Source organism: Ruegeria sp. AF1 (genome assembly GCF_056542125.1).
Window position 1 is genome coordinate 154,088 of sequence record NZ_JBQFZG010000001.1, and the last position, 21,710, is coordinate 175,797.

Sequence of the window (21,710 nt, forward strand, 5' to 3'; positions counted from 1 at the left end):
ACTCCGGGGATATGGGGGCAGAGCCCCCGTAACGTCTGATGGCCGAACAACTTCCGCTGGATATCCCGGACAACCCAAAGCTGGCGCACAACATCACCCATTTTGCCCGCGCACTCAGAAAGGCTGGGCTGCCAATCGGACCCGGTCGCGTGATCGACGCTATTCGTGCCGTGCAGGCGGCAGGTTTTTCCGAGAAACAGGATTTCTACTGGACCTTACACGCCTGTTTCGTGAACCGCCCGGAACACCGCGTGATTTTTGCGCAAGTCTTCCGAATGTACTGGCGAGACCCGCGTTACATGGAACACATGATGGCGATGATGCTTCCTGCAATTCGGGGCGTTCAGGAGGAGCGCAAGGCCGACGCCGGTGAAAAGCGCGCGGCTGAGGCACTGCTGGACGGGGTTGAGCGTGATTTGCCGGACGCTGCCGGGCAAGAGGAAGGCGAAACCGAGATCGAAATCGACGCGACCCAGACCGCCTCATCCGAGGAACGGCTGCGCAATCTGGACTTCGAGCAGATGAGCACGGCCGAAATCGCGCAGGCCAAGCGCGTATTGGCGCGGATGACACTGCCGGTAAAGCCAATTGAATCACGCCGCGGGCAGACAAGTCATTTGGGGCACCGCATCGACCGTGCCCGCACATTGCGCGCGGCCATGCGGCAAGGGGGTGAGTTGCGCGAAATTGCCAGGCTACAGCCCAAACTACGCTGGCCAAATCTTGTCGCACTTTGCGATATTTCCGGCTCGATGAGCCAGTACAGTCGGATCATCCTGCATTTCCTGCATTCAGTGTCCAACGCCAAGGGAGCGGGTTGGGCCAAGGTCCATGCCTTCACATTCGGCACACGCCTCACCAACATAACGCGCCACCTGCACCAACGGGATGTAGACGCGGCACTTGCCGCAGCAGGGGCCGAGGCGCAGGATTGGGAGGGCGGCACGCGTATCGGAGAGTGCCTGCATCAATTCAATAGGGACTGGTCACGCCGGGTGATGGGGCAGGGGGCGGTTGTTCTGTTGATCACAGACGGGCTCGAGCGGGGTGATCCCGAGCTCCTCAGGAAAGAGATCGAGCGTCTGCACCTGTCCTCAAAACGCCTGATCTGGTTGAATCCCTTGTTGCGTTGGGACGGGTTCGCGCCCAGGGCGCAAGGGGTTGCCGCGATGCTACCGCATGTTGACAGTTTTCGCGCAGGGCATTCGATTGCCTCACTCGAAGACTTGGCCGCAGCGATTTCACAACCCGACGATGAGGGGCAGAAAGCACGGCTGATGGCCGCGCTTTCCGACTAGCAGCTTACGACAGCTGTTCTTCATTGCACTTGCGGGCCATCTCCATGGCTTTGTAAGTGCCTGTCAGATCGACGGTGAAGGCGTAGGATGTCTCGGGAAACACGATCATGACCTTCTTCTTGGCCAGATCATCCGCGAACTGTGGGCTGTCCGACAGAACATAACCACCGGAATAGCCTTTGGTGATGTTACCTTTCATGCCGGTCGCTTCACCCAGATATATGTTGTCGCCCAGCAGGATGGCGACTTCTTGCGTCTCGCCACGTTTGATATCGGTTTCAGCCTTGGTGAAGATGCCGACATATCCCACGCCACGATCTTCGGTCAGGCCCATCTGAACGACGTTTTCCGCATCATCCACCGCCTCGATCAGGCAGGATTTCTTTTCAGTGTCGATGAAGACTTTCCAGCCTTCAACCTCTCCATAGCGTTGGAATGTGTCAGCCCACGCTGCGGTTGAAGTCAAAAGACCAACTGCCGCGCCCAATGCAAGAATACGTTTCAACTGCATGTCTCCGATCTATGATTTGTATGGTATGCAAGCCAGACCTGAAGTCGGTTGCCTGCACAGGCTAGAACTCGGGTCACAAACAATCAATGCTATGATTTGTTGAATATGGCTCGGGCAATGGCGTTGCCTTATGGGGTTCAATATAGACCTTTTGGTAAGCCTGATGCGCTTTTCATCACGCAATTCCCGCTTATGTTGGTGTCATAGGTCATCCGGAGGTTCCGATGGAACGATTCGACAACAGTCCTGAAACGGCGCTTGACTGGCACCGCAGCGGGCGCGGCGCGGCGCTCGCTACAGTTGTCGAAACCTGGGGCAGTGCACCGCGGCGGGTGGGATCCCAATTGGTGATTGGTGGCGATGGTCGGATAGAAGGTTCCGTTTCTGGTGGATGTGTCGAAGGTGCTGTTATCGTCGAGGCGCTTGAAGCCATTGATGAAGGCGAAGCGCGTTTGCTTGAATTCGGGATCAGTGACGACGATGCTTTCGCGGTTGGTTTGGCCTGTGGGGGGACTATACGCATTCTTGTCGAACCCATAGGAGAAGTCCTGCCCGAATCTATGTTGGCGGAACTGGTTGCCGCTCGGGCCGCTCGTGAGCCCGTTGCCTACGAAGTCAATGTCGAGACCGGGCGCAGGGCGTTGCGCCGCAATGCTTATGCCGACAGGCTGCGTATGGATCGGTCAGGGTTCGAAGAGGATGGCCAGACCTTTGTCGCAGTACATAACCCACCGCTGAGGTTGCTGGTCGTTGGGGCGGTTCACATCGCGCAGGCTCTGGTGCCGATGGCGCGGATTGCGGGCTATGATCCAACCATTATCGACCCGCGTGACGCCTTTGCGTCCAGAGCACGTTTTCCCGGTGAAACGATCCTGACGGATTGGCCGGATGAAGCCGTTGCGAAGCTGGGACTGGACGCGCGGACCGCTATTGTCCTGCTGACACATGACCCAAAACTTGACGATCCGGCGCTACAAGCCGCGTTGGCCGCCGATGTGTTCTATATCGGTGCATTGGGGTCAACGCGCACCCATGCCAAGCGCATTGAGCGTATGAAAGCAGCTGGTTTCACCGATGCGCAAATCTCTGGCATTCATGGGCCCATTGGCCTGGATATCGGGGCCGCCGGTCCCTCGGAAATCGCGGTTGCGATATTGGCGCAGATCACTTCAGTTCTGCGAGGGAAAGCATGAAATTTGGGCCTGTGCCGTTGTCCCGGGCAGAGGGGGCCATTCTGGCGCATTCGGTTACAGCGGATGGGCGAAAGCTTCGCAAGGGGCTTGAATTGCGCTCGGAACATGTGGCGCAACTGATAAAGGCCGGTCTAAGCGAGGTTATTGTTGCCCGACTGGATTCCGGTGATTGCCATGAAGATCAGGCGGCACGTAAGCTGGCGTCTGCGCTGGCACCTGATCCAGCATCAGCCAACTTGCGGGTTACCGAGGCATTTACCGGGCGGGTAAACCTTTTGGCCGATGGGCCCGGGGTTGCCGTGCTTGATGTTCACGCACTTGAAATGTTCAATCTGGTCAATCCGATGATTACCGTTGCGACCGTTCCACAGTACCAGCAAATGGGGGCGAACGGCATGATGGCGACCATTAAGGTCATCTCATATGCCGTGCCAGAGGCTGATGTTCAGCGCGCCGCCGGGCTGGCACAAGGAGCTGTGCGTCTGGCGCGGCCTGTTCATCGGACAGCCGGTCTTGTTGTAACGGAAATTCCCGGTGGTCCACCGAACGAAAAGGGGATTGCGGCCATTCGGGGACGGGTCGAGGCATTGGGAATGGAGCTTGCGGAGGTGCAGATTGTTCCGCATCGAACGGATTCCTTGACCAGCGCGATTTCTAAGGGGAAGGGCGATCTTCTGATGATATTGACGGGTTCGGCCACCTCGGATCCCAACGATGTCGCACCGTCGGCCGTTCGGCAGGCCGGTGGGACGATTGATCGCTTTGGTATGCCGGTTGATCCGGGAAACCTGCTGTTTCTTGGGGACTTGCAGGGCCGACCTGTGATCGGCTTGCCGGGATGCGCGCGCTCTCCGGCGTTGAATGGGGCGGATTGGGTGCTGTCGCGTGTCGCATGCGGGATTGAAACAACAGGCGCCGATATTGCCGGAATGGGGGTTGGCGGATTGTTGAAGGAAATCCCGACCAGACCTCAGCCGCGGGCGAAAAGAAACGACTGACCGCCGCCAAGGTCCGCGATATGGCGTATCACACCGTACTTGCGGCCAATGTATTATTGATATTCTAGGGTTTTCTCATCCTTGGCAATACGCCGGGCCGCCAATACGCGCCGGTGTCCTCCCGGGCTTTTTGAAACTGTTCGACCCTATCCCGTGCGGCGTCTCCTCCTGCATCAAAGAGATGTCCGAGCAGGCATTCCAGAACCGCCATCGCGCCAGAAAAGCTAGAAAACGGATGTAAAGTGCGGGTGCTGACGGGCAGAACGACATCCGGGTTGACGCCGGGTGCAATCACCTCGCTATCCGACAGCAACACAATCTTCATGGCCCGGTCGCGGGCAAAACGCATCGAATGGATCGTATCTGCGGAATAGGGATGGACGGTGATGGCAAACAAACAATCCTCGGACGTGGCCTCGACCAGGTCATCGACAGCCGAGCCCATGTGTCTTGGTATCAGCTGTAATCCGGGATGGGCCATGCGGCCGGCGTAGTGAAAATAATAGGCCAGCGCATGACTGGACCTTGTGGCGGTCACATAACAACGACGTGCAGACACCATGTATTCAACGGCACGCTTGGCCAATTGCGGCTCCATCAGGCGCAGGGATCGGGACACAACATTCATCTCATTGCGCGCAAATCTGGCCTGTGCGTCATTGAAAGGGTCTTGTCTGGGTGACGTGGTTAACCATTCCTGACCAATCCTGTCTTCACTGTCGGTTGTGAGAGCAAGGCGAAATGGGTGGCGAAAGGCGTCAAAACTGTCGAAACCCATACGCTGCGCCAGTCGAACAAGAACACTGGTGCTGATGCCGATCCGGTCGGCGGTCGCTCGGACCGGGTTCAGGCCGAAATCACCGGGATGGTCGATGATATATTTCGCCGCGACTTGCATCTGCGCTGGCATCTCATCGATCTCGCGTCGAATTTGGCTGGTCAAGGCTGTAAGGGTGGGTGTCATACCAAAAAGAAACATATGTTTTCTTTTGTGTAAATTGAATACGTCGTCCAGCGACTCTAACTGAGGGCAAAGATTTGGGTGGTGCTATGACATCAATAACAACTGACAGCTCGGACAGGCCCTACGTTCTAGTTGCGCCAAACGGTGCCCGGCGGAACGCGTTGGATCATCCAGCCTTGCCACTCAGGATTGATCAGATCGTCATATCTGCGCGGGATTGCCATGCCGCAGGTGCGGATGGGTTGCATCTGCATATTAGGGATGCAGACGGACGGCATTCACTGGACGCCGGATTGTACCGGGAAACGCTTGCGGAATTGCAGCGCGAGGTTCCAAAAATGGAGCTACAGATCACGACCGAAGCTGCCGGGCAGTTCGACGTGGCATCGCAACTGGACTGTTTGCAAAAGGTGCGACCTGAATGGGCATCAATCTCGGTGCGTGAAATCGCCCGCGATCTGAACCTTGCGCCCAGGGTCTATGCACTATGTGCGGATCAGGGCACACGGGTTCAGCATATCTTGTACGATACTGAGGACGCACGTTTACTGGAACAGTGGCTCGCTTTGGGCATCGTACACGCGGATCAGACAGATCGTTTGCTTGTTCTGGGGCGATACAGCGATGGCCAGCAATCTGTGCCTGCCGATCTCGACGCCTTTCCAGAATGCCCGGCCCGTTGGATGGTGTGCGCCTTTGGAACGCAAGAACATGCCTGTCTGGCTGAGGCTGCGCGACGCGGTGGTGACGTGCGGGTTGGGTTTGAAAACAGTCTGACGGGGCCGGATGGCAGGCTGTGGGCAGATAACGCGGCCTCGGTTGCAGCATTAGTCGAATTGCTTGGAAGGGCACAGAAATGAGTCATGTTTTCCCACGTCACACGAAATCGGACCTTCCTGTCGCGGTTGGCGGCGATGGCTGTTATCTGATCGACGCAAAGGGCAAGCGTTACCTGGATTGCGGTGATGCGGCGGTATCTTGTCTGGGCCATTCGAATCAGGCCGTGATCCAAGCGGTACAGCAGCAGGTGGAACAGATTGCCTTTGCACATACAGGGTTCATGACATCAAAACCGGCTGAGGCTTTGGCCGAATTGTTGATCCGGCACGCGCCGGGGGATCTGGACCGGGTGTATTTTGTTTCGGGCGGGTCCGAGGCGACCGAGGCGGCAATCAAACTGGCGCGCCAGTACTTTCTAGAAATCGGACAACCTGAACGCCGTCACGTTATCGCGCGAAAGCAAAGCTATCACGGCAACACTTTAGGGGCTTTGTCCGCTGGGGGTAACGCATGGAGACGGGCGCAATTCGCCCCGATGCTGATCGAGATGACGCATATCTCTGCCTGCTACGAATATGCCGAAAAATCGGAAGACGAGAGCAGCTTTGACTATGGTCAGCGTGTGGCCAATGAGCTGGAATCCGAAATCCTGCGGCTGGGCCCTGATACTGTCATGGCATTTATGGCCGAACCAGTGGTTGGAGCTACCCTTGGCGCAGTCCCTGCGGTTGAAGGGTACTTCAAGCGTATTCGCGAGATCTGCGACCACTATGGTGTGTTGCTGATTTTGGATGAGGTGATGTGCGGTATGGGCCGAACCGGTCACCTGTTTGCCTGCGATCATGACGACATCGCGCCGGATATTTTGTGTATCGCCAAGGGGTTGGGGGCCGGATATCAACCGATTGGAGCCATGCTGTGTACCGGCAAAATCTATAACGCGATCCGCGACGGATCAGGGTTTTTCCAACATGGACACACCTATGTCGGTCATCCGGTCGCCACAGCCGCCGCATTGGCGGTAGTCCGTGAGTTGACCGAACGGGATTTACCTGCGCGTGCCGGGGTCATGGGCAACAAGCTGCGATCCGCCCTCGAGGCTGCATTCGGACAGCACCCGAACGTGGGAGATATCCGTGGGCGCGGGTTGTTCCGTGGTGTTGAACTGGTCGCTGACCGCGACGGCAAGGCCCCTTTTGATCCATCACGTGGCATCGCAGGTAAGGTGAAAAAGGCAGCACTGGCCGAAGGGTTGATTTGCTATCCCATGGCTGGCACGCGGGATGGCCGGAACGGCGATCATGTCCTGCTGGCGCCGCCCTTTGTTATTGAAGAGGAACAGATAGGCGAACTCGTCAGCAAACTGGAACGCGCCCTTTCTGCTGTGCTTTGACATTACCGTGAGCGCACTGTTCGCCCGCAGCTTATTTGTTAATGTCGCGGGAGAAGTATCTGAAAAGGCGAAATCAATAGTGCTGGATATTTGGCGCAGTTTCCGTGCGCTTCCCCTTTGGGTGCAGATCTGGGTGGCCGTAATATTGGTGCCGGTTAATCTGGTTCCGCTTGCTTTCCTGGATCAGCCACAAGGGATGCTCATCGCTGTTCTGGCGATTACCGGTATGGCGCTGAACATACCCATCATGGCGGTTGCGCGCGGGATGAGTGGCGCGATGGCCTTGCCGCACATTCTGTGCTGGATTCCACTAGTTGTCATTGTCGCGCTATTATTGTTCTCCGATGCGACCCTGAGCGCTGCTTTTGCCAAGTTTCTTTGGGTGCTTCTGATCGTTGACGTAATTTCCCTGCTTTTCGATTTCAGGGATGCGGTCAACTGGTTACGAAGCAGACGCGCGACCTGAACAAAAAAAACCCCTTCGGCAGCGAAGGGGCTTTGATCGTTTTGGTCTTTGAAGCAGATTACTTATGCGGAAGCGGACCGATCATCATGACCATCTGACGGCCTTCCATCTTCGGCATGTTCTCGATCTTGCCGACCTCTTTGATGTCTTCGGCCACACGCTCCAGCAATTCGCGACCCAGGTTCTGGTGTGCCATTTCACGGCCACGAAAGCGCAGGGTGACTTTGACTTTGTCGCCCTTTTCCAGAAACTTAAAGACGTTCTTCATTTTGACGTCATAGTCATGCGTATCGGTGTTGGGTCGGAATTTGACCTCTTTCACTTCGATGACTTTTTGTTTTTTGCGCGCTTCGTTTTCGCGTTTTTGCGTTTCGTACTTGTACTTGCCGAAATCCATGATCTTGCAGACCGGTGGGTTCGCATTAGGCGAGATTTCGACTAGATCAAGACCTGCATCTGCGGCCATCTGCATGGCTTTGGCGGGATGAACCACCCCGACGTTTTCACCTTCGGCACCAATCAGCCGAATTTCGGGGGCACGGATTCTTTCATTTACGCGCGGGCCGGTTTCACGTTGAGGCGGCGCGTTGTGAGGTCTGCGAGCTATGGGTTCATTCCTTTGATGATTGCAGAATTTCGAGCCCGGAATTTAAACCGGGCGAGACCGCACTTCAAGCGGCATAAATACAGGGTAATGCGAAAAAACTTGTTTTCTGCCGGTGTTTTTCGCGTTCAAGGCGGCAAAGCCCTGAACGCAGGGTTGCTTTAGCCGACAAAGGCTTTTTCGATCACGAACTCCTTGGGTTCCGAGTTAGCTCCTTCACGCAAACCAAACCCCTCGAGAATTTCCTTGATATCCAGGTTGAAAGCCAGCGAACCGCAGACCATTGCACGGTCGGTTTCAGGCTTGATGCCGCCATCAATACCCAGATCGGAAAATACGGTGCCATCCTGAAGAAGGGTGGTGATGCGGCCCATCTTGGGGCTCTCTTCCCGTGTGGTGGTCGGGTAATAGCGGATCTTGTCGGCAAATCCTTCACCGATCAGTTCGGCCAACAGTTCGTCCTGGCGGATGCTGTCGATCAGCTGACGGCCATATTCCAGCTCTGCCACTTCGCGGCAGGTGTGGGTGATGATGACCTCGTCATAATCCTCATAGGTCTGTGGTTCACGCAGCAGCGAGGCAAAAGGTGCAAAGCCGGTGCCGGTTGCAAAAAACCACAGGCGTTTGCCGGGCAGCAGGGCGTCATGCACCAATGTGCCAACCGGTTTGGGACGCAAGATGATCTGATCACCCGGTTTGATATGTTGCAATTTCGACGTCAGCGGGCCGTTCTGAACTTTGATCGAATAAAACTCCAGCTCTTCATCCCACGAGGGCGAGGCGATGGAATAGGCGCGCAGCAACGGCTTGCCGTTGTCACCCAGCAGACCAATCATCACAAATTCGCCCGAGCGGAACCGCAACGAGGCCGGGCGCGACACCTTGAAAGAAAACAGGCTGTCGGTCCAGTGTTTGACGTCGGTTACGGTTTGCGCGTCCGGAAGGACGGGGACTTTTACTGCGGTTGCTTCGCTCACGGGCTTCATCTCTGTCATCGTTTACCTGCCGGTCTGCTAAACCGACATCTCCGTTTAATCTTTGATCCAAGTCAGGAAAAGGGGACAGATTGCCCCCTTTGCGTCACAAGCTGGCAAGTGCGGGATTAGCCGCGCAGGCGGGCCTGATAGTTATTCTCTTTCCAGTTCGCGCGGGCCAGCCACTGATCTTCGGGTTGGCGGTCTGCCAATTCTCCGTCGATCTCGACCTCGTCAAAGCCGCTGCGGCGCGCCATGGCGTATTGATCGGCAAGCACATGCCCTTTGGCGCGCAACCGGCCTTTGTAGCCCTTCAGGCGCAATGTGCGGGCGATGGTAAAGCCGCGACCATCTGCGAAAGAGGGGAAGTCTACCCGAACCAGCCTGGTGCCGCCCAACCGGTCATACAGTTCGTCTGGGTCTGTCTCCGAGCTCACGTCCAGCGCGACCACGTCATTGGCGGCGTCATCCAAAGTGACAAAGCCGTCGGTCCAGTCATCGGGCGAAAAGCCCTCATCCGTTACGATTACGTTCATGTTTTCTCTCCGACGCGCATCATCTTGCCATCGACAAAATGGATGCCGCATTCTTCCTTGTTCTGGTCGCGCCAGCGTCCGGCGCGGGGGTCTTCGCCCTCTTTGACCGGCGAGGTGCAGGGCGCACAGCCGATCGAAGGGTATCCTTTGGCCACCAGCGGGTGCCGGGGCAGGTTGTTTTCTTCCATATAGGCCCGCACATCCTCGGGCGCCCAATGGGCCAGCGGGTTGACCTTGATCCGGCCTGTACCATCCTCGACCTCGAAGAATTCCAGCGCGGCGCGCGTGCCTGCCTGAAACCGCTTGCGTCCGGTTATCCAGCCATCGAACCCCACCAGTGCTTTTTGCAGCGGGAAAGTCTTGCGCAGGTTACAACATGCATCCGTGTCGCGCAGGCGCAACGCACCGTATGGGTCTTCGCGTTCAACTTCTGCATCCTCGGCCCGGATGATGCGAATGTTGGTAAGCCCTAGACGCTCGCTCACCTCCTGCTGGTATTCCAGCGTTTCGGTGAACAGCATTTGCGTGTCCACGAAAAGAACGGGCGTTGCCTTGTTCACCACCGCCGCCATGTGCAAAAGAACGACAGATTCAGCACCAAAGCTCGAGACCAGAGCAAGCTCATCGATCTCTTCAATTGCCCCATGCATGACATCATGAGCGCTGTGGTGCCGGAACCGGGCATTCAGGTCTTCGACACGTTCAGTCAGTTCGCGTCTGTCCCGGCCCAGTTCCGTCTGGATCAGGTCAAGCGGCATTTGCTCGGGCCTCGGGGTAGAGGGCGTCTTTGAACGGCGCCATGCCCACCCGGCGATATGTTTCCAGGAATGTCTCCTCTGCGCTTGCACGCTGGTTCAGATAGGTGTCGACAATGCGCTCAACGGCAGGAACGATTTCGTCATAGGCAAAGCCCGGACCGGTGCGATCACCAATTGCCGCAGTTTCGGTCGCATCGCCACCCAAAGTGATCTGGTAGTTTTCCACGCCTGCGCGGTCCAGACCCAGAATGCCGATATGGCCGACATGGTGGTGACCGCAGGCGTTGATGCAGCCTGAGATCTTGATCTTCAGGTGGCCGATGTCATGCTCGAGCTTCAGGTCCTCGAACCGCGTCGCAATTTCCTGAGCAACCGGGATCGAACGCGCCGTCGCCAGCGCGCAATAATCCATGCCGGGGCAGGCGATGATATCGCTGATCAGACCGATATTGGCGGTTGCCAGTTCGTATTCCTTCAGCTTGGCGTGGATCGCGGGCAGGTCCGATTTATGGACATGCGGCAGGATCACGTTCTGCTCGTGGCTGATGCGCAGCTCGTCATAGGCGAACTCTTCGGCCAGATCGGCCATCACGCGCATTTGCTCGGCAGTTGCATCGCCCGGCGTTGCCCCATGCTTCTTGATCGAGATCGTGACAATCGCATGGTCCGCGTCCTTGTGCGGCGCGATGTTGGTATCGACCCACGAGCGGAAAACCGGATCGTTGGTATAGGAGCTTTCAAACGACGCGACCGAAGCTTGGCGGAAGGCAGGCGGTGCAAAGTGGCCCTTGATCTCTTCCAGCAGGTTCATGTCCGCGCCTTTGAACTGCGGGCGGACCTTCAGGAAACGTTCGTTAACCTTGGCGCGGATAGCGTCGATGCCATGCTCGTGCACGGTGATCTTAATACGTGCTTTGTACTTGTTGTCGCGGCGACCAATCTGGTTCCATACGGAAACGGTGGCTTCCAGATAGGCCAGCAGGTCATCAAAGGCGACGAATTCGGACAATTCCTTGCCGATCATGGGCGTACGGCCAAGGCCACCGCCAACAATGACGCGCGCGCCAAGAACGCCGTCACGCTCAACCAGTTGCAGGCCGATGTCATGCGCCTTGATCACGGCGCGGTCGTTTTCACTACCAGTGATGGCGATCTTGAATTTGCGCGGCATAAACTGGAATTCCGGGTGGTCGGTCGACCACTGGCGCAGCAATTCGGCGTAAGGGCGGGGATCAGCGACCTCATCCGCGGCGGCACCAGCAAAGTGGTCGGCGGTCACGTTGCGAATGGTGTTGCCCGAGGTCTGTATGGCGTGCATGCCAACCTCGGCCAGCGCGTCCAGCATATCCGGCACGTCGCTCAGCTTTGGCCAGTTGTACTGGATGTTCTGACGCGTCGTGAAATGGCCATAGCCTTTGTCCCACTTCTCGGCCAGCAGCGCCAGTTGGCGCATCTGCGCACTGTTCAGCGTGCCATAGGGAATGGCGACACGCAGCATGTAGGCGTGCAGTTGCAGGTACAGCCCATTCATCAGGCGCAGCGGCTTGAATTCGTCTTCGGTCAACGAGCCGTCAATGCGACGTTCGACCTGGGCGCGGAACTGCGCGTTACGTTCTGCCAAAAATGCTGTGTCGAACTCAGAGTAGCGATACATGTCTAGCTGTCCTTGTTTGCAGCCCCGAACCTAGGGGCCTTGAAGGGGAGAGATATGGCCAGAGGTCAGGCCCGGGGCTGCGGGGAAGTTTCCTGTTTGCCGTGGGCATAGTTGGACGGACCAGTCCGGCGGAAATCTTCCCGAAAATGGGTGGGCTCGGGGCCGTTCTTGCCAGCAACGGCATCGGCCAGATAGGCGCCAACGACTTTATTTGCCTGACGCGCCGCATCCAGCAGACGCACCTGAGCATGTGCTTCGTCAGTGATCAGTTCCGCTTGGGACAGATCACGCGTCCAACTGTCATCTTCGGTCTGGTAAATGACGTCACCTACCAGCAAATCATTTGCGGTGACGACTTTGGGGGTAAAAGCGCGGGCCATCAGGCAAGCTCCTTATTGAATTCGGTTACGGCCTGCGCCGCTTCGCGCGGGGCAAGGCCATAGAAAGTCAGGGCCGGTCCGTCCAATTCGGCGGCGGCCAGGTCGGCGGGCAGTTGATCCAGTGTGGTGGACAGTATCCGTTGGTTCGGGCGCGAGGCGTTTTCGACCAGCGTGACAGGGGTGGCGCGATCGGCGCCATGCATGATCAGGCGACCCTGGATAAAGCGGGCAGATTTCTTGCCCATATAGATCGCAGCAACCGAACCAGCCCGTGCCAGGGCATTCCAGTCATGATCGGCAAAACCTTTCATGTCGTGCCCGGTCAGGAACCGCACCGAGGAATTTCGACCGCGTTGAGTCAGGCTTTGGCCGATGCCAGCCACTGCGGCAGAGGCCGCTGTGATACCAGGAACGATCTGCCACGAAATGCCAGCCGCCTCGACGGCCTCGATCTCTTCATCCAGACGGCCAAAGACAGTGGGATCACCGGACTTCAGGCGGACCACGCGGTTACCATTCAGGGCATATTCGACCAAAAGCGCGTCAATATCACTTTGCTTCCAGGATGGGCCGAACCCGGCTTTGCCGACATCAACCAAGGCGGCGCTTTGACCGGCTATGTCCAGAACGGGTTCACTGATAAGGCGGTCATGCAGCACAACATCAGCCCGCTCAAACGCGGTCAGCGCCTTGAGCGTCAGCAACTCGGGGTCGCCCGGACCTGCGCCGACAAAGTCGACATGTCCTTTGGGGCCTGTTGTGCGAACGTCCTGCATTGGATCATCTCGGGTGTGGTTTGACTTGACCCTCAATATAGGAAATATTCCCACCAAAGCGCCATATGGACGCTCAAATAAGGACAAATGTTCCATCAATGAAAAATTTTGGAACGAAAACTTCGATGTGGAAGGAAAATTGGAATGTCGGTGCGGATAGATGATACGGATCGGAAAATTCTGGCCGAGCTGCAACGCGATGCAGGGCAGTCACTGGATGAAATAGCGGCTCGGGTCGGCAGTTCAAAGACGCCTGTCTGGAATCGTATACGCAAGCTCAAGAGTGCAGGAATAATAGGTCAGCAAACGGTTTTGCTGGATGCCGAAGCGCTCGGGTTTGAAGCGACTTTCTTTGTTTTGATCCGCACATCGGAGCACGAGGCCGAGTGGCAGCGAAAGTTCCTTAAAGCATTGCGCGATCATCCCGAAGTGCAAGAGGCGCACCGGCTGGCCGGAGACATTGATTATATCCTCAAGGTTCGGGTCAAGAACGCGCGCGCCTATGACCAATTCTACCAGTCGCTGATATCGGAGGTGCGGGTGCACAACGTAACCGCGCTTTTGTCGATGGAAGAAATCAAGTCCACAACCATGCTTCCCCTCAACGCATTGGTTGAAGGGGCGTAAAAGGCAGGTGCTTCCAACGCCGGATCGAGCCGCGCCTTATACAGGTCAGACCTGAACCATTAACCGTTCCAAACCATGGAAGTGATAGCTGTCTGAATAGGTTGGCTCTGTAGCGAGCCGCAGGTTCGGGCAGCTGTTGAACAGAATGGGCAGGGCTATGCGCATTTCCAACCTTGCCAAAGGGGCGCCGACGCAGAAGTGGATGCCTCCGCCAAAACTTGTGTTGACCTCAATCGAGCGCGTCGGAACAAACCTTTCGGGTTCATCCCAGACGGCAGGGTCGCGGTTTGCAGCGCCAAGCAAAAGCGCGACCTGATTACCGCGCCTGAACGAATGCCCAAATATGTCAACGTCTTCATACGCATAACGTGTGAACATGTGCAAAGGCGGGTCATAGCGCAGAATTTCTTCAATCGTTGCGTCGATCTGGTCCGGTGCCAGAACGCCGGGGCTGGTATAAGTTTGCAACAGAGTTTTCACACCGTTCGCCAGCGAATGCACAGTTGCTTCGTGACCTGCATTCAGCAGCAAGATGCATGTTGCGACCAACTCGTCGATGGTCAGCTTTTCACCTTCTTCCTCGGCGCTGATAAGCCGGGTGATCAAATCGTCACGGGGATCATTGCGTCGCTGGTTAATGTATCCCAACAGGAAATCCGTGAACTCCTGAGACGACTTGGCCGCCTTATCCTCGGTCGCCTGCGTCCGGTTGGCCTGATACATGGCGACCATGTCATGCGACCACTGCAACAGGTTGGGTGCCATGTCTTCGGGAACGCCCAGCAGTCGGCAGATGGTTATCACCGGGACCTGCGTGCAATAGGCACTCAACAGGTCGAAAGGTGTATTCGGAAACGTCTCGATAAGACTGTGGCATAGCGATTCAATGGAAGGCTGCAATGCAGAAATTTCCCGCGACGTGAAAGCGCGCATGACAAGCGCTCTCAGGCGGGTATGTCGCGGGGGTTCAGCTTCAAGCAGCGAGTGAGCTTCGATAGCCAGCCAGGGGGCCAAATGGGCAGGGCCCTGTGTCGCGCATTCAGGCGGAACTTCCCGCCCAAACCGGCGGTCGCGAAGAAGTGTCCGCACCGCCTGACAGGACGTTGCAGCAACCATATTGTAGTCGCGCCAATAGAATAGATCTCCAGCAGTGCGGGCATGATCATAGAAAGGGTAGGGGTTCTGAACGAAACCCGGATCTGTCGGGGATTGCGAGAATGACTTCATGCGACGCACACTTGCCACGAGCCGCGTTGAATGCAAGACCCTGTCTATGCAGAGAGTTTGGATCATTGCTGGTTTTTTGTCCGCTGTCGGACTGCTGTCAGGTTTTGTTTGGTCTTATGGTTATCGTCAGGCGCTGTCTCAGCTAAGTGACAAGGCTGAAGCAGACCTTGAACTGGCGGCGGATCGGCTCAGCACCCAGATGCAGGTCTATCAGGAACTGGCGGTTCTGATGGCGACACATCCCGCTTTGCACGCGTTGAATACACCAACACACGTACATGACGCGCAAGCGATGTTGCTGGACGTCGCCGACAAGACAGCGGCCGTCAACATGATGTACCTGGATCGCAACGGTCGGGTTCTGGTCACCGCACAGCCAGTGGCACAGCGAGATATGTCCGCACATCCAGCGTTCAGGCGCGCCATGCAGGGTGCGGTGGGTACCGCGCATGAGGTGGTTCCAGAGAGTGGCGACCGGATATATTCCTATGCCGCTCCGGCCTTTGCCCCGTCCGGGCAAGTCGAAGGTGCGGTGATGGTGGTTGCCGACGTCCAGGACATTGAACAAACCTGGCGGGGCAGTACCGAAGCCGTGTTCTTTGTTGATTCTGACGGTGTCGTCTTCATCTCGAACCGATCAGACTTGCTGTTCTGGAGCCGCGAGGCTGGCCAGTCCGGGCTGACACCGCCAGAAGGTGCGTCGGTGGATTTTGCAGCGACGCGGGTCGGCCAGCATGAATTGTGGCGGCTGAACTGGGGGCGGTATTTGCCACGCGACGCGTTGCACCTAACGCTTGAACTGCCTGTGATCGATATGACCGCCGAGGTTTTGGTGAACGTGGCCCCGGCCCGGCGACTTGCGGGGTTGCAGGCGGCGGCGGTCGCAGCGATCTGTCTGGCGTTTGGTGCCATGCTGTATCTTGCCATGGAGCGGCGACGGACGCTGGCTAATGCCAACATGGTTCTGGAAAGCCGGGTGGCGCAGCGTACCCGTGCATTGACCCAAGCGAACACAGCGTTACGCCGCGAAGTTGCAGAACGTCAGGAGGCCGAAGCAGCCCTGAAAAAAGCGCAGGCCGAACTGGTGCAGGCAGGTAAACTCAGCGCATTGGGGCAAATGTCGGCGGGGATCAGCCACGAACTCAACCAACCCTTGATGGCAATCCAGCAATTCGCCGACAATGGCACGGCCTTTCTTGAACGCGGCAAAGGCGACAGGGCCAGCGAAAACCTTGGGCGTATTTCGGAAATGGCCGCCCGCATGGCCCGGATCATCAAGAATCTGCGCGCGTTTGCCCGCAACGAAAGCGAACCAATGGGCCGGGTCGATCTGGTGCAGGTTCTGAAAACCGCCGTCGAGTTGACCGAAACCCGTTTGCGTGACGATGATGTGACGCTGGAATGGGAGCCGGGACAGTCTGCGGTTTATGTTTGGGGGGGTGAAGTCCGATTGGTGCAGGTCTTTGTTAATCTGATCAATAACGCGGCGGATGCGATGCTGGGGCGACCCAAACGGCACATTTCGATTGTGATGCACGAAGAAGACCGGTTGCGCGTTTCTGTGCGGGATACCGGCCCGGGGATTGAAGACCCCGACCGTGTGTTCGAGCCGTTTTATTCGACAAAAAGCGTAGGATCCTCTGAAGGTCTGGGGCTCGGCCTTTCAATATCATATGGTCTGGTTCAAAGCTTTGGGGGTGAAATCCGTGGGGCAAACACGACTGATGGCGCAGTGTTTACCGTCGAACTGGAACCCTATGGAAAAGAAGAGGCAGCATGATGCGCAGGGTTCTGTTGGTCGATGATGACGCAGCTGTTCGCGAGGCACTGGCGCAAACCATTGAACTGGCGGACTATGCACCGACAACAGCCGGATCTTTTGTGGCGGCCAAGGATCATATTCGGCGGGATTTCCCCGGTGTGATTATTTCGGACATCCGAATGCCCGGGCGGGATGGTTTCCATCTGCTGACCTATGCTCGGGATATCGACCCCGAGCTTCCGGTGATCCTTTTGACCGGAGAAGGCGATATCCCAATGGCCGTGGAAGCCATGGGAAAAGGCGCGTTCGATTTTCTGGAGAAACCATGCGCTGCGTCTGACCTGATGGACGTTCTTGAACGCGCATTCGCGGCCCGCACTCAGGTTTTGGAACAGCGCGCCCTGAAATCTGAACTTGAAAGGGGGGATCCGGCCGCACGTTTGCTGTTTGGTCTGTCGCCGCAAGCCGAGGCACTGCGGGATCGTGTGCGAACTGTTGCACCGACTGGGGCCGAAGTTCTTGTTACCGGCCCGCCGGGCAGCGGCATATCCAAAGTTGCCGAAGTGGTTCACCTGATGTCGCCCGCTGGTCAGGGGCCTTTTGTCAAACGTCCGGCTTCAAGCCTAAGCCCCGATGATCTTGCCCAAAGCTGCGGCGATGCAGTGGGTGGATCCCTGTTTCTGGACGAAGTGTCCGCCATGCCCCAAGCCACGCAGTTTGCGGCGTTGGAGATCATCGAGCGCGGTCCAGGGGGGCGTATTATTGCAGGGACAACCGCTGATCTGTCCGCTTTATGTTCGGAAGGGCGGTTTAACGCAGATCTGTTCTATCGTTTGGATGTGATGCGGGTGCGTGTTCCATCATTGGCGGAACGCCCCGACGACATTCCGGTGATTTTTCGCCACTATGTGGCGCAAGCGGCCGAACAGGCAGGCATCGCAATTCCCGAGATTTCGTCCGAACATCTGGCCGCCTTGATGGCCAGCGACTGGCCGGGCAACGCCCGTTCGCTGATGTCGGCAGCAATGCGGTTTGTTCTTGGAATGCCCGAGGAGGTTACACAAGCAACGGATCTGGGGTTGAGCGAACAGATGGCGCGTGTGGAACGATCTTTGTTGATTGCAGCTTTGGGCCGCCACAATGGAAAAGCGTCAGATGCGGCCAAGGCGCTGAAGCTGCCGCGCAAGACCTTTTACGACAAGCTGGCGCGCTATCAGATTCGTCCCGAGGATTACCGCAGATGAGCGGGAACTGGATTGGCACTTCTGATTCGAATGAAGTGATTCGGAATATGTGCGGAATTCCGCACAAGCCGCACTGAGGATGTGCGAGTTTTCGCACGGCTCGGGACTGTGAAGCGCAGAACCCGAACCAACAAAGCTGTAACACTTTGGTATTAAACATGTAATCAGACACTTTCCGCAATCGCAGTCAAAAGTTGTGTGCTTTACCCTGAGTCGCTTCACTGCACGCCATACGGCGCTTACCCGGCGTCGACTGCAAGTTTCAAGGAACTCTGGGAGGATATCAGATGAAGCTTCTGACAACGGCAGCAACTGCGCTTGCTCTGACTGTAACCGCAACGGCTGGTATGGCTGCATGCGACGAAGGTGAAATCGTCGTTAAGTTCGCGCATGTGACGAACACCGACAAACACCCCAAGGGCATCGCGGCATCGCTGCTGGAGCAGCGGGTCAACGACGAAATGAACGGCACGATGTGTGTCGAGGTCTACCCGAACTCGACGCTCTACAACGACGACAAAGTTCTCGAAGCGATGTTGCAGGGCGACGTGCAACTGGCAGCGCCCTCGCTGTCGAAGTTCGAGAAGTTCACCAAACAGTTCCGCCTGTTTGACCTGCCGTTCATGTTCAAGAACGTCGACGCTGTAGACGCGTTCCAGGCCTCGGCCGAGGGGCAGGCGATGAAAGACAGCATGCAGCGCCGCGGCCTGCAAGGGCTGGCGTTCTGGCACAACGGCATGAAGCAGATGTCGGCCAACAAGGCTTTGGTTGATCCGTCGGATGCAAACGGTTTGAAATTCCGCGTGCAGTCGTCAGATGTGCTGGTGGCTCAGATGGAGGCCATTGGTGGCAGCCCGCAAAAAATGGCGTTCTCGGAAGTGTATGGCGCGCTGCAACAGGGCGTGGTGGACGGGCAGGAGAACACCTGGTCGAACATCTACGGCAAGAAGTTCTTTGAGGTGCAGGACGGTATCACCGAAACCAACCACGGCATCATCGACTATCTGGTCGTGACATCGGTGGATTGGCTGGACAGTCTTGATCCGGCGGTGCGGAATCAGTTCCTGACCATTCTGGCCGAAGTTACCGAGACCCGGAACAAAGAAGCCTTTGCTGTGAACGAAGCGGCCAAAGCGTCGATCATCGATGCGGGCGGCGTCATCCGTGAACTGACCCCTGAACAGCGTCAGGCCTGGGTCGACGCGATGAAACCGGTTTGGGACAAATTCGCCGGTGACGTGGGTCAGGACAAGATCGACGCGGCACAGGCCATCAACGCCGGCTTCTGATCCGGTCAAAGACCGCGCGTCCGGGGACTGGGGAGTATTCGACGCGCAGGCCGGGCGGGCTGAAATGGCCCGCCCCATTCTCAACTCTCTCTTCAATAAAATGCGGGGACTGAAAGATGTCTGGTGCGAACTCCGGCCAGGGCGGGCTGATCGACCATATCGAAGAAACCCTGATCGCGTTGCTTTTGGGCCTTATGACGGTCGTTACATTTGCCAACGTGATCGCGCGGTTTGTCTTTAATTCCAATATCCTATGGGCGCTTGAGTTGACAGTGTTCACGTTTGGCTGGCTGGTGCTGCTGGGCGCGTCTTACGCGGTCAAGAAACATGCTCATCTGGGCGTGGATGCAATCCTAAACATGCTAGCGCCAGCACCGAGGCGTCTAATGGCGTTAGTCTCGGTCGGATGCTGTCTGGTGTTTTCGCTGCTGATGCTCAAGGGGGCATATGATTATTGGGCCGTCTTTGCAGATCTGCCGCCAACATCGGGCCGCTGGTTCCCGACTGGGTTTGATTTCGGCGCACGCAGCCAGAGTTTCTACGAGGTGGACGACATCCCCATGGTTGCGCCGCTGCGCTTTCTGGAAGACCTGATCAACTATGGCGAGGGGTATGAAAAACTGCCCAAGGTCGTACCTTACCTAGTTCTGCCTGTATCCATGCTGCTGCTGGTGATCCGGTTTACGCAGGTCGCCGTTCAAATCTGGCGTGGTGAGACCGATCGCCTTGTCGCCAGCCACGAAGTCGAGGACGAGATTGAGGAAGTCCGCGCACAACAAGGGGTGCATGACTGATGGACGTTATCCTTCTTTTCTCGATGGTCATCGGCCTGCTGCTGATCGGGGTTCCGATTGCGGTTGCACTTGGCCTCAGCTCGACCCTGTTCCTGCTGATCTATTCCGACAGTTCGCTGGCTTCTGTCGCAGGCACGCTGTTCGAGGCGTTCGAGGGGCATTTCACCCTTTTGGCGATCCCGTTCTTTATTCTCGCCTCGTCCTTCATGACGACAGGCGGCGTAGCGCGTCGGATCATCCGATTCTCGATTGCTTGCGTGGGGCATCTGCCCGGCGGTCTGGCGATTGCGGGTGTGTTTGCTTGTATGCTGTTTGCCGCGCTTTCAGGATCGTCCCCGGCCACGGTTGTAGCTATCGGTTCGATCGTCATCGCAGGTATGCGCCAGGTTGGGTATTCCAAAGAGTTTGCCGCCGGTGTGATCTGTAACGCGGGTACGCTGGGCATCCTGATCCCACCGTCCATCGTGATGGTTGTGTATGCCGCCGCCGTCGAAGTTTCAGTTGGGCGCATGTTCCTGGCTGGCGTTATTCCCGGTCTGATGGCTGGCTTCATGCTGATGATCACCATCTATGTCATGGCAAAGGTCAAGAACCTGCCCAAGGGTGAATGGAAGGGGTGGGGTGAGGTCTTTACCTCGGCCCGCGAGGCCGGTTGGGGCCTGTTCCTGATCGTTATCATTCTGGGTGGCATTTATGGGGGTATCTTTACCCCGACCGAGGCTGCCGCGGTTGCTGCCGTCTATGCCTTCTTCATCGCCAGTTTCGTCTACAAGGACATGGGTCCGCTGAGTACGGAAGGGGACGCACAGAACCTGCCACTGCTGAAAAAGCCCTACGCTTTGGTCACGGCGTTCTTTCACCCCGACACCAAGCATACTCTGTTCGAGGCAGGAAAGCTGACGGTGACGCTGTTGTTCGTGATCGCCAACGCGCTGATCCTCAAACATGTTCTAACGGACGAACAGGTGCCGCAGCACATTGCTAGCGCCATGCTTTCAGCGGGTCTTGGACCGGTAACCTTCCTGATCGTGGTCAACGTAATCCTGCTGATCGGTGGTCAGTTTATGGAGCCGTCGGGCCTGCTGGTGATCGTTGCACCGCTGGTGTTCCCGATTGCCATCGAGTTGGGTATCGATCCGATCCATCTGGGCATCATCATGGTGGTGAACATGGAGATCGGGATGATCACGCCCCCGGTCGGTTTGAACCTGTTCGTAACCTCGGGTGTTGCGGGTATGCCGATGATGAGCGTTGTGAGGGCGGCGCTGCCGTTCCTTGCTGTCCTGTTCGTCTTCCTGATTATGGTGACGTATATTCCGTGGATCTCGACCTTCCTGCCCAACACCTTCATGGGGCCGGAAATCATAACCAATTAGGTTGTTTGACGATGTACGTAGCCGGGCGGTTTCGACCGCCCGGCTTTTTCGTATCTTGAAACCGCGCACCGGGTTCATATCTCGGGTCCAGAGGACGACCTCCCCA

21 protein-coding genes and 1 pseudogene are annotated in these 21,710 nt (G+C 56.9%); 12 read left to right on the plus strand and 10 right to left on the minus strand.

What is annotated here, in order from left to right; all coding sequences use genetic code 11:
• Nucleotides 1–38: 38 nt before the first annotated feature.
• Nucleotides 39–1,298 carry a vWA domain-containing protein gene (locus ACR0BK_RS00720; RefSeq protein ID WP_480553363.1) on the plus strand — a complete coding sequence of 420 codons (1,260 nt, stop codon included), beginning with the start codon at nt 39–41 and terminating at the stop codon, nt 1,296–1,298.
• A 4-nt stretch (nt 1,299–1,302) separates the two neighbouring features.
• Here the strand turns inward: ACR0BK_RS00720 and ACR0BK_RS00725 are convergent, their stop codons facing one another.
• Nucleotides 1,303–1,809: a hypothetical protein gene (locus ACR0BK_RS00725; RefSeq protein WP_480472487.1), complete on the minus strand. Its 507-nt coding sequence runs from the start codon at nt 1,807–1,809 to the stop codon at nt 1,303–1,305.
• 224 nt (nt 1,810–2,033) lie between these two features.
• Between ACR0BK_RS00725 and ACR0BK_RS00730 the strand changes: the two genes are divergently transcribed.
• Both ACR0BK_RS00730 and ACR0BK_RS00735 read left to right on the plus strand, forming a co-directional pair.
• Complete coding sequence (locus ACR0BK_RS00730; RefSeq protein WP_480553365.1) at nt 2,034–3,002, plus strand: XdhC family protein; 969 nt, start codon at nt 2,034–2,036, stop codon at nt 3,000–3,002.
• Entirely contained in the window at nt 2,999–4,000 is a 1,002-nt protein-coding gene (locus ACR0BK_RS00735) for a molybdopterin-binding protein (protein WP_480553366.1), read from the plus strand. The genes ACR0BK_RS00730 and ACR0BK_RS00735 overlap by 4 nt, the downstream gene beginning before the upstream one ends.
• 64 nt (nt 4,001–4,064) lie before the next feature.
• Here the strand turns inward: ACR0BK_RS00735 and ACR0BK_RS00740 are convergent, their stop codons facing one another.
• Complete coding sequence (locus ACR0BK_RS00740; RefSeq protein ID WP_480553367.1) at nt 4,065–4,964, minus strand: MurR/RpiR family transcriptional regulator; 900 nt, start codon at nt 4,962–4,964, stop codon at nt 4,065–4,067.
• Between the two features lie 86 nt (nt 4,965–5,050).
• Here ACR0BK_RS00740 and ACR0BK_RS00745 point away from each other — a divergent pair, with 86 nt between their 5' ends.
• The 3 genes from ACR0BK_RS00745 to ACR0BK_RS00755 are packed head-to-tail and all read left to right on the plus strand — an operon-like array spanning nt 5,051 to nt 7,603.
• Nucleotides 5,051–5,824, plus strand: coding sequence for a beta-keto acid cleavage family enzyme (locus ACR0BK_RS00745; RefSeq protein ID WP_480472495.1), 774 nt, complete (start codon nt 5,051–5,053; stop codon nt 5,822–5,824).
• Nucleotides 5,821–7,137 carry an aspartate aminotransferase family protein gene (locus ACR0BK_RS00750; protein ID WP_480553369.1) on the plus strand — a complete coding sequence of 439 codons (1,317 nt, stop codon included), beginning with the start codon at nt 5,821–5,823 and terminating at the stop codon, nt 7,135–7,137. The genes ACR0BK_RS00745 and ACR0BK_RS00750 overlap by 4 nt, the downstream gene beginning before the upstream one ends.
• Nucleotides 7,138–7,144: 7 nt before the next feature.
• Nucleotides 7,145–7,603, plus strand: a complete 459-nt coding sequence (locus ACR0BK_RS00755; protein ID WP_480553371.1) for a hypothetical protein — start codon at nt 7,145–7,147, stop codon at nt 7,601–7,603.
• A 58-nt stretch (nt 7,604–7,661) separates the two neighbouring features.
• Here the strand turns inward: ACR0BK_RS00755 and infC are convergent, their stop codons facing one another.
• From infC to cobA, 7 genes and pseudogenes are all read right to left on the minus strand, one after another.
• Nucleotides 7,662–8,252, minus strand: coding sequence for a translation initiation factor IF-3 (gene infC / locus ACR0BK_RS00760; RefSeq protein ID WP_480476723.1), 591 nt, complete (start codon nt 8,250–8,252; stop codon nt 7,662–7,664).
• 116 nt (nt 8,253–8,368) lie between these two features.
• Nucleotides 8,369–9,202: a ferredoxin--NADP reductase gene (locus ACR0BK_RS00765; protein WP_209504075.1), complete on the minus strand. Its 834-nt coding sequence runs from the start codon at nt 9,200–9,202 to the stop codon at nt 8,369–8,371.
• Between the two features lie 107 nt (nt 9,203–9,309).
• On the minus strand, nt 9,310–9,717 hold the full coding sequence (locus tag ACR0BK_RS00770; protein ID WP_480472503.1) for a DUF934 domain-containing protein: 408 nt from the start codon (nt 9,715–9,717) through the stop codon (nt 9,310–9,312).
• Nucleotides 9,714–10,475: a phosphoadenylyl-sulfate reductase gene (locus tag ACR0BK_RS00775; RefSeq protein WP_480553372.1), complete on the minus strand. Its 762-nt coding sequence runs from the start codon at nt 10,473–10,475 to the stop codon at nt 9,714–9,716. Before ACR0BK_RS00775 ends, ACR0BK_RS00770 begins: the two co-directional genes overlap by 4 nt.
• Nucleotides 10,465–12,129, minus strand: a complete 1,665-nt coding sequence (locus tag ACR0BK_RS00780) for a nitrite/sulfite reductase (protein ID WP_480553374.1) — start codon at nt 12,127–12,129, stop codon at nt 10,465–10,467. The genes ACR0BK_RS00775 and ACR0BK_RS00780 overlap by 11 nt, the downstream gene beginning before the upstream one ends.
• Nucleotides 12,130–12,194: 65 nt before the next feature.
• Entirely contained in the window at nt 12,195–12,509 is a 315-nt protein-coding gene (locus tag ACR0BK_RS00785; protein ID WP_480472509.1) for a DUF2849 domain-containing protein, read from the minus strand.
• A pseudogene (gene cobA / locus ACR0BK_RS00790) lies at nt 12,509–13,255 on the minus strand (uroporphyrinogen-III C-methyltransferase); the annotation flags it as partial. The gene ACR0BK_RS00785 and the pseudogene cobA, both read right to left, overlap by 1 nt.
• Before the next feature lie 174 nt (nt 13,256–13,429).
• Between cobA and ACR0BK_RS00795 the strand changes: the two are divergent.
• Nucleotides 13,430–13,912, plus strand: coding sequence for an Lrp/AsnC family transcriptional regulator (locus tag ACR0BK_RS00795; protein ID WP_480472511.1), 483 nt, complete (start codon nt 13,430–13,432; stop codon nt 13,910–13,912).
• 45 nt (nt 13,913–13,957) lie between these two features.
• Here ACR0BK_RS00795 and ACR0BK_RS00800 read toward each other — a convergent pair whose 3' ends face one another.
• Complete coding sequence (locus tag ACR0BK_RS00800) at nt 13,958–15,139, minus strand: cytochrome P450 (RefSeq protein ID WP_480553375.1); 1,182 nt, start codon at nt 15,137–15,139, stop codon at nt 13,958–13,960.
• Nucleotides 15,140–15,185: 46 nt separating this feature from the next.
• Here ACR0BK_RS00800 and ACR0BK_RS00805 point away from each other — a divergent pair, with 46 nt between their 5' ends.
• From ACR0BK_RS00805 to ACR0BK_RS00825, 5 genes are all read left to right on the plus strand, one after another.
• Complete coding sequence (locus ACR0BK_RS00805; protein WP_480553377.1) at nt 15,186–16,919, plus strand: sensor histidine kinase; 1,734 nt, start codon at nt 15,186–15,188, stop codon at nt 16,917–16,919.
• Nucleotides 16,916–18,145, plus strand: a complete 1,230-nt coding sequence (locus ACR0BK_RS00810; RefSeq protein ID WP_480553379.1) for a sigma-54-dependent transcriptional regulator — start codon at nt 16,916–16,918, stop codon at nt 18,143–18,145. Before ACR0BK_RS00805 ends, ACR0BK_RS00810 begins: the two co-directional genes overlap by 4 nt.
• 287 nt (nt 18,146–18,432) lie before the next feature.
• Nucleotides 18,433–19,434, plus strand: coding sequence for a DctP family TRAP transporter solute-binding subunit (locus ACR0BK_RS00815; protein WP_480553380.1), 1,002 nt, complete (start codon nt 18,433–18,435; stop codon nt 19,432–19,434).
• Between the two features lie 116 nt (nt 19,435–19,550).
• Nucleotides 19,551–20,228, plus strand: coding sequence for a TRAP transporter small permease (locus ACR0BK_RS00820; protein ID WP_209504065.1), 678 nt, complete (start codon nt 19,551–19,553; stop codon nt 20,226–20,228).
• Nucleotides 20,228–21,604: a TRAP transporter large permease gene (locus ACR0BK_RS00825; protein WP_480516868.1), complete on the plus strand. Its 1,377-nt coding sequence runs from the start codon at nt 20,228–20,230 to the stop codon at nt 21,602–21,604. The genes ACR0BK_RS00820 and ACR0BK_RS00825 overlap by 1 nt, the downstream gene beginning before the upstream one ends.
• The last annotated feature ends 106 nt before the right edge of the window (nt 21,605–21,710 follow it).

Excerpts from the sequence above, each read along its gene's own strand:
- ACR0BK_RS00720 (WP_480553363.1), top strand. The coding sequence starts at position 39 with ATGGCCGAACAACTTCCGCTGGATATCCCGGACAACCCAAAGCTGGCG.
- ACR0BK_RS00725 (WP_480472487.1), bottom strand. The coding sequence starts at position 1,809 with ATGCAGTTGAAACGTATTCTTGCATTGGGCGCGGCAGTTGGTCTTTTG.
- ACR0BK_RS00730 (WP_480553365.1), top strand. The coding sequence starts at position 2,034 with ATGGAACGATTCGACAACAGTCCTGAAACGGCGCTTGACTGGCACCGC.
- ACR0BK_RS00735 (WP_480553366.1), top strand. The coding sequence starts at position 2,999 with ATGAAATTTGGGCCTGTGCCGTTGTCCCGGGCAGAGGGGGCCATTCTG.
- ACR0BK_RS00740 (WP_480553367.1), bottom strand. The coding sequence starts at position 4,964 with ATGACACCCACCCTTACAGCCTTGACCAGCCAAATTCGACGCGAGATC.
- ACR0BK_RS00745 (WP_480472495.1), top strand. The coding sequence starts at position 5,051 with ATGACATCAATAACAACTGACAGCTCGGACAGGCCCTACGTTCTAGTT.
- ACR0BK_RS00750 (WP_480553369.1), top strand. The coding sequence starts at position 5,821 with ATGAGTCATGTTTTCCCACGTCACACGAAATCGGACCTTCCTGTCGCG.
- ACR0BK_RS00765 (WP_209504075.1), bottom strand. The coding sequence starts at position 9,202 with ATGACAGAGATGAAGCCCGTGAGCGAAGCAACCGCAGTAAAAGTCCCC.
- ACR0BK_RS00770 (WP_480472503.1), bottom strand. The coding sequence starts at position 9,717 with ATGAACGTAATCGTAACGGATGAGGGCTTTTCGCCCGATGACTGGACC.
- ACR0BK_RS00775 (WP_480553372.1), bottom strand. The coding sequence starts at position 10,475 with ATGCCGCTTGACCTGATCCAGACGGAACTGGGCCGGGACAGACGCGAA.
- ACR0BK_RS00780 (WP_480553374.1), bottom strand. The coding sequence starts at position 12,129 with ATGTATCGCTACTCTGAGTTCGACACAGCATTTTTGGCAGAACGTAAC.
- ACR0BK_RS00785 (WP_480472509.1), bottom strand. The coding sequence starts at position 12,509 with ATGGCCCGCGCTTTTACCCCCAAAGTCGTCACCGCAAATGATTTGCTG.
- ACR0BK_RS00795 (WP_480472511.1), top strand. The coding sequence starts at position 13,430 with ATGTCGGTGCGGATAGATGATACGGATCGGAAAATTCTGGCCGAGCTG.
- ACR0BK_RS00800 (WP_480553375.1), bottom strand. The coding sequence starts at position 15,139 with ATGAAGTCATTCTCGCAATCCCCGACAGATCCGGGTTTCGTTCAGAAC.
- ACR0BK_RS00805 (WP_480553377.1), top strand. The coding sequence starts at position 15,186 with ATGCAGAGAGTTTGGATCATTGCTGGTTTTTTGTCCGCTGTCGGACTG.
- ACR0BK_RS00810 (WP_480553379.1), top strand. The coding sequence starts at position 16,916 with ATGATGCGCAGGGTTCTGTTGGTCGATGATGACGCAGCTGTTCGCGAG.
- ACR0BK_RS00815 (WP_480553380.1), top strand. The coding sequence starts at position 18,433 with ATGAAGCTTCTGACAACGGCAGCAACTGCGCTTGCTCTGACTGTAACC.
- ACR0BK_RS00820 (WP_209504065.1), top strand. The coding sequence starts at position 19,551 with ATGTCTGGTGCGAACTCCGGCCAGGGCGGGCTGATCGACCATATCGAA.
- ACR0BK_RS00825 (WP_480516868.1), top strand. The coding sequence starts at position 20,228 with ATGGACGTTATCCTTCTTTTCTCGATGGTCATCGGCCTGCTGCTGATC.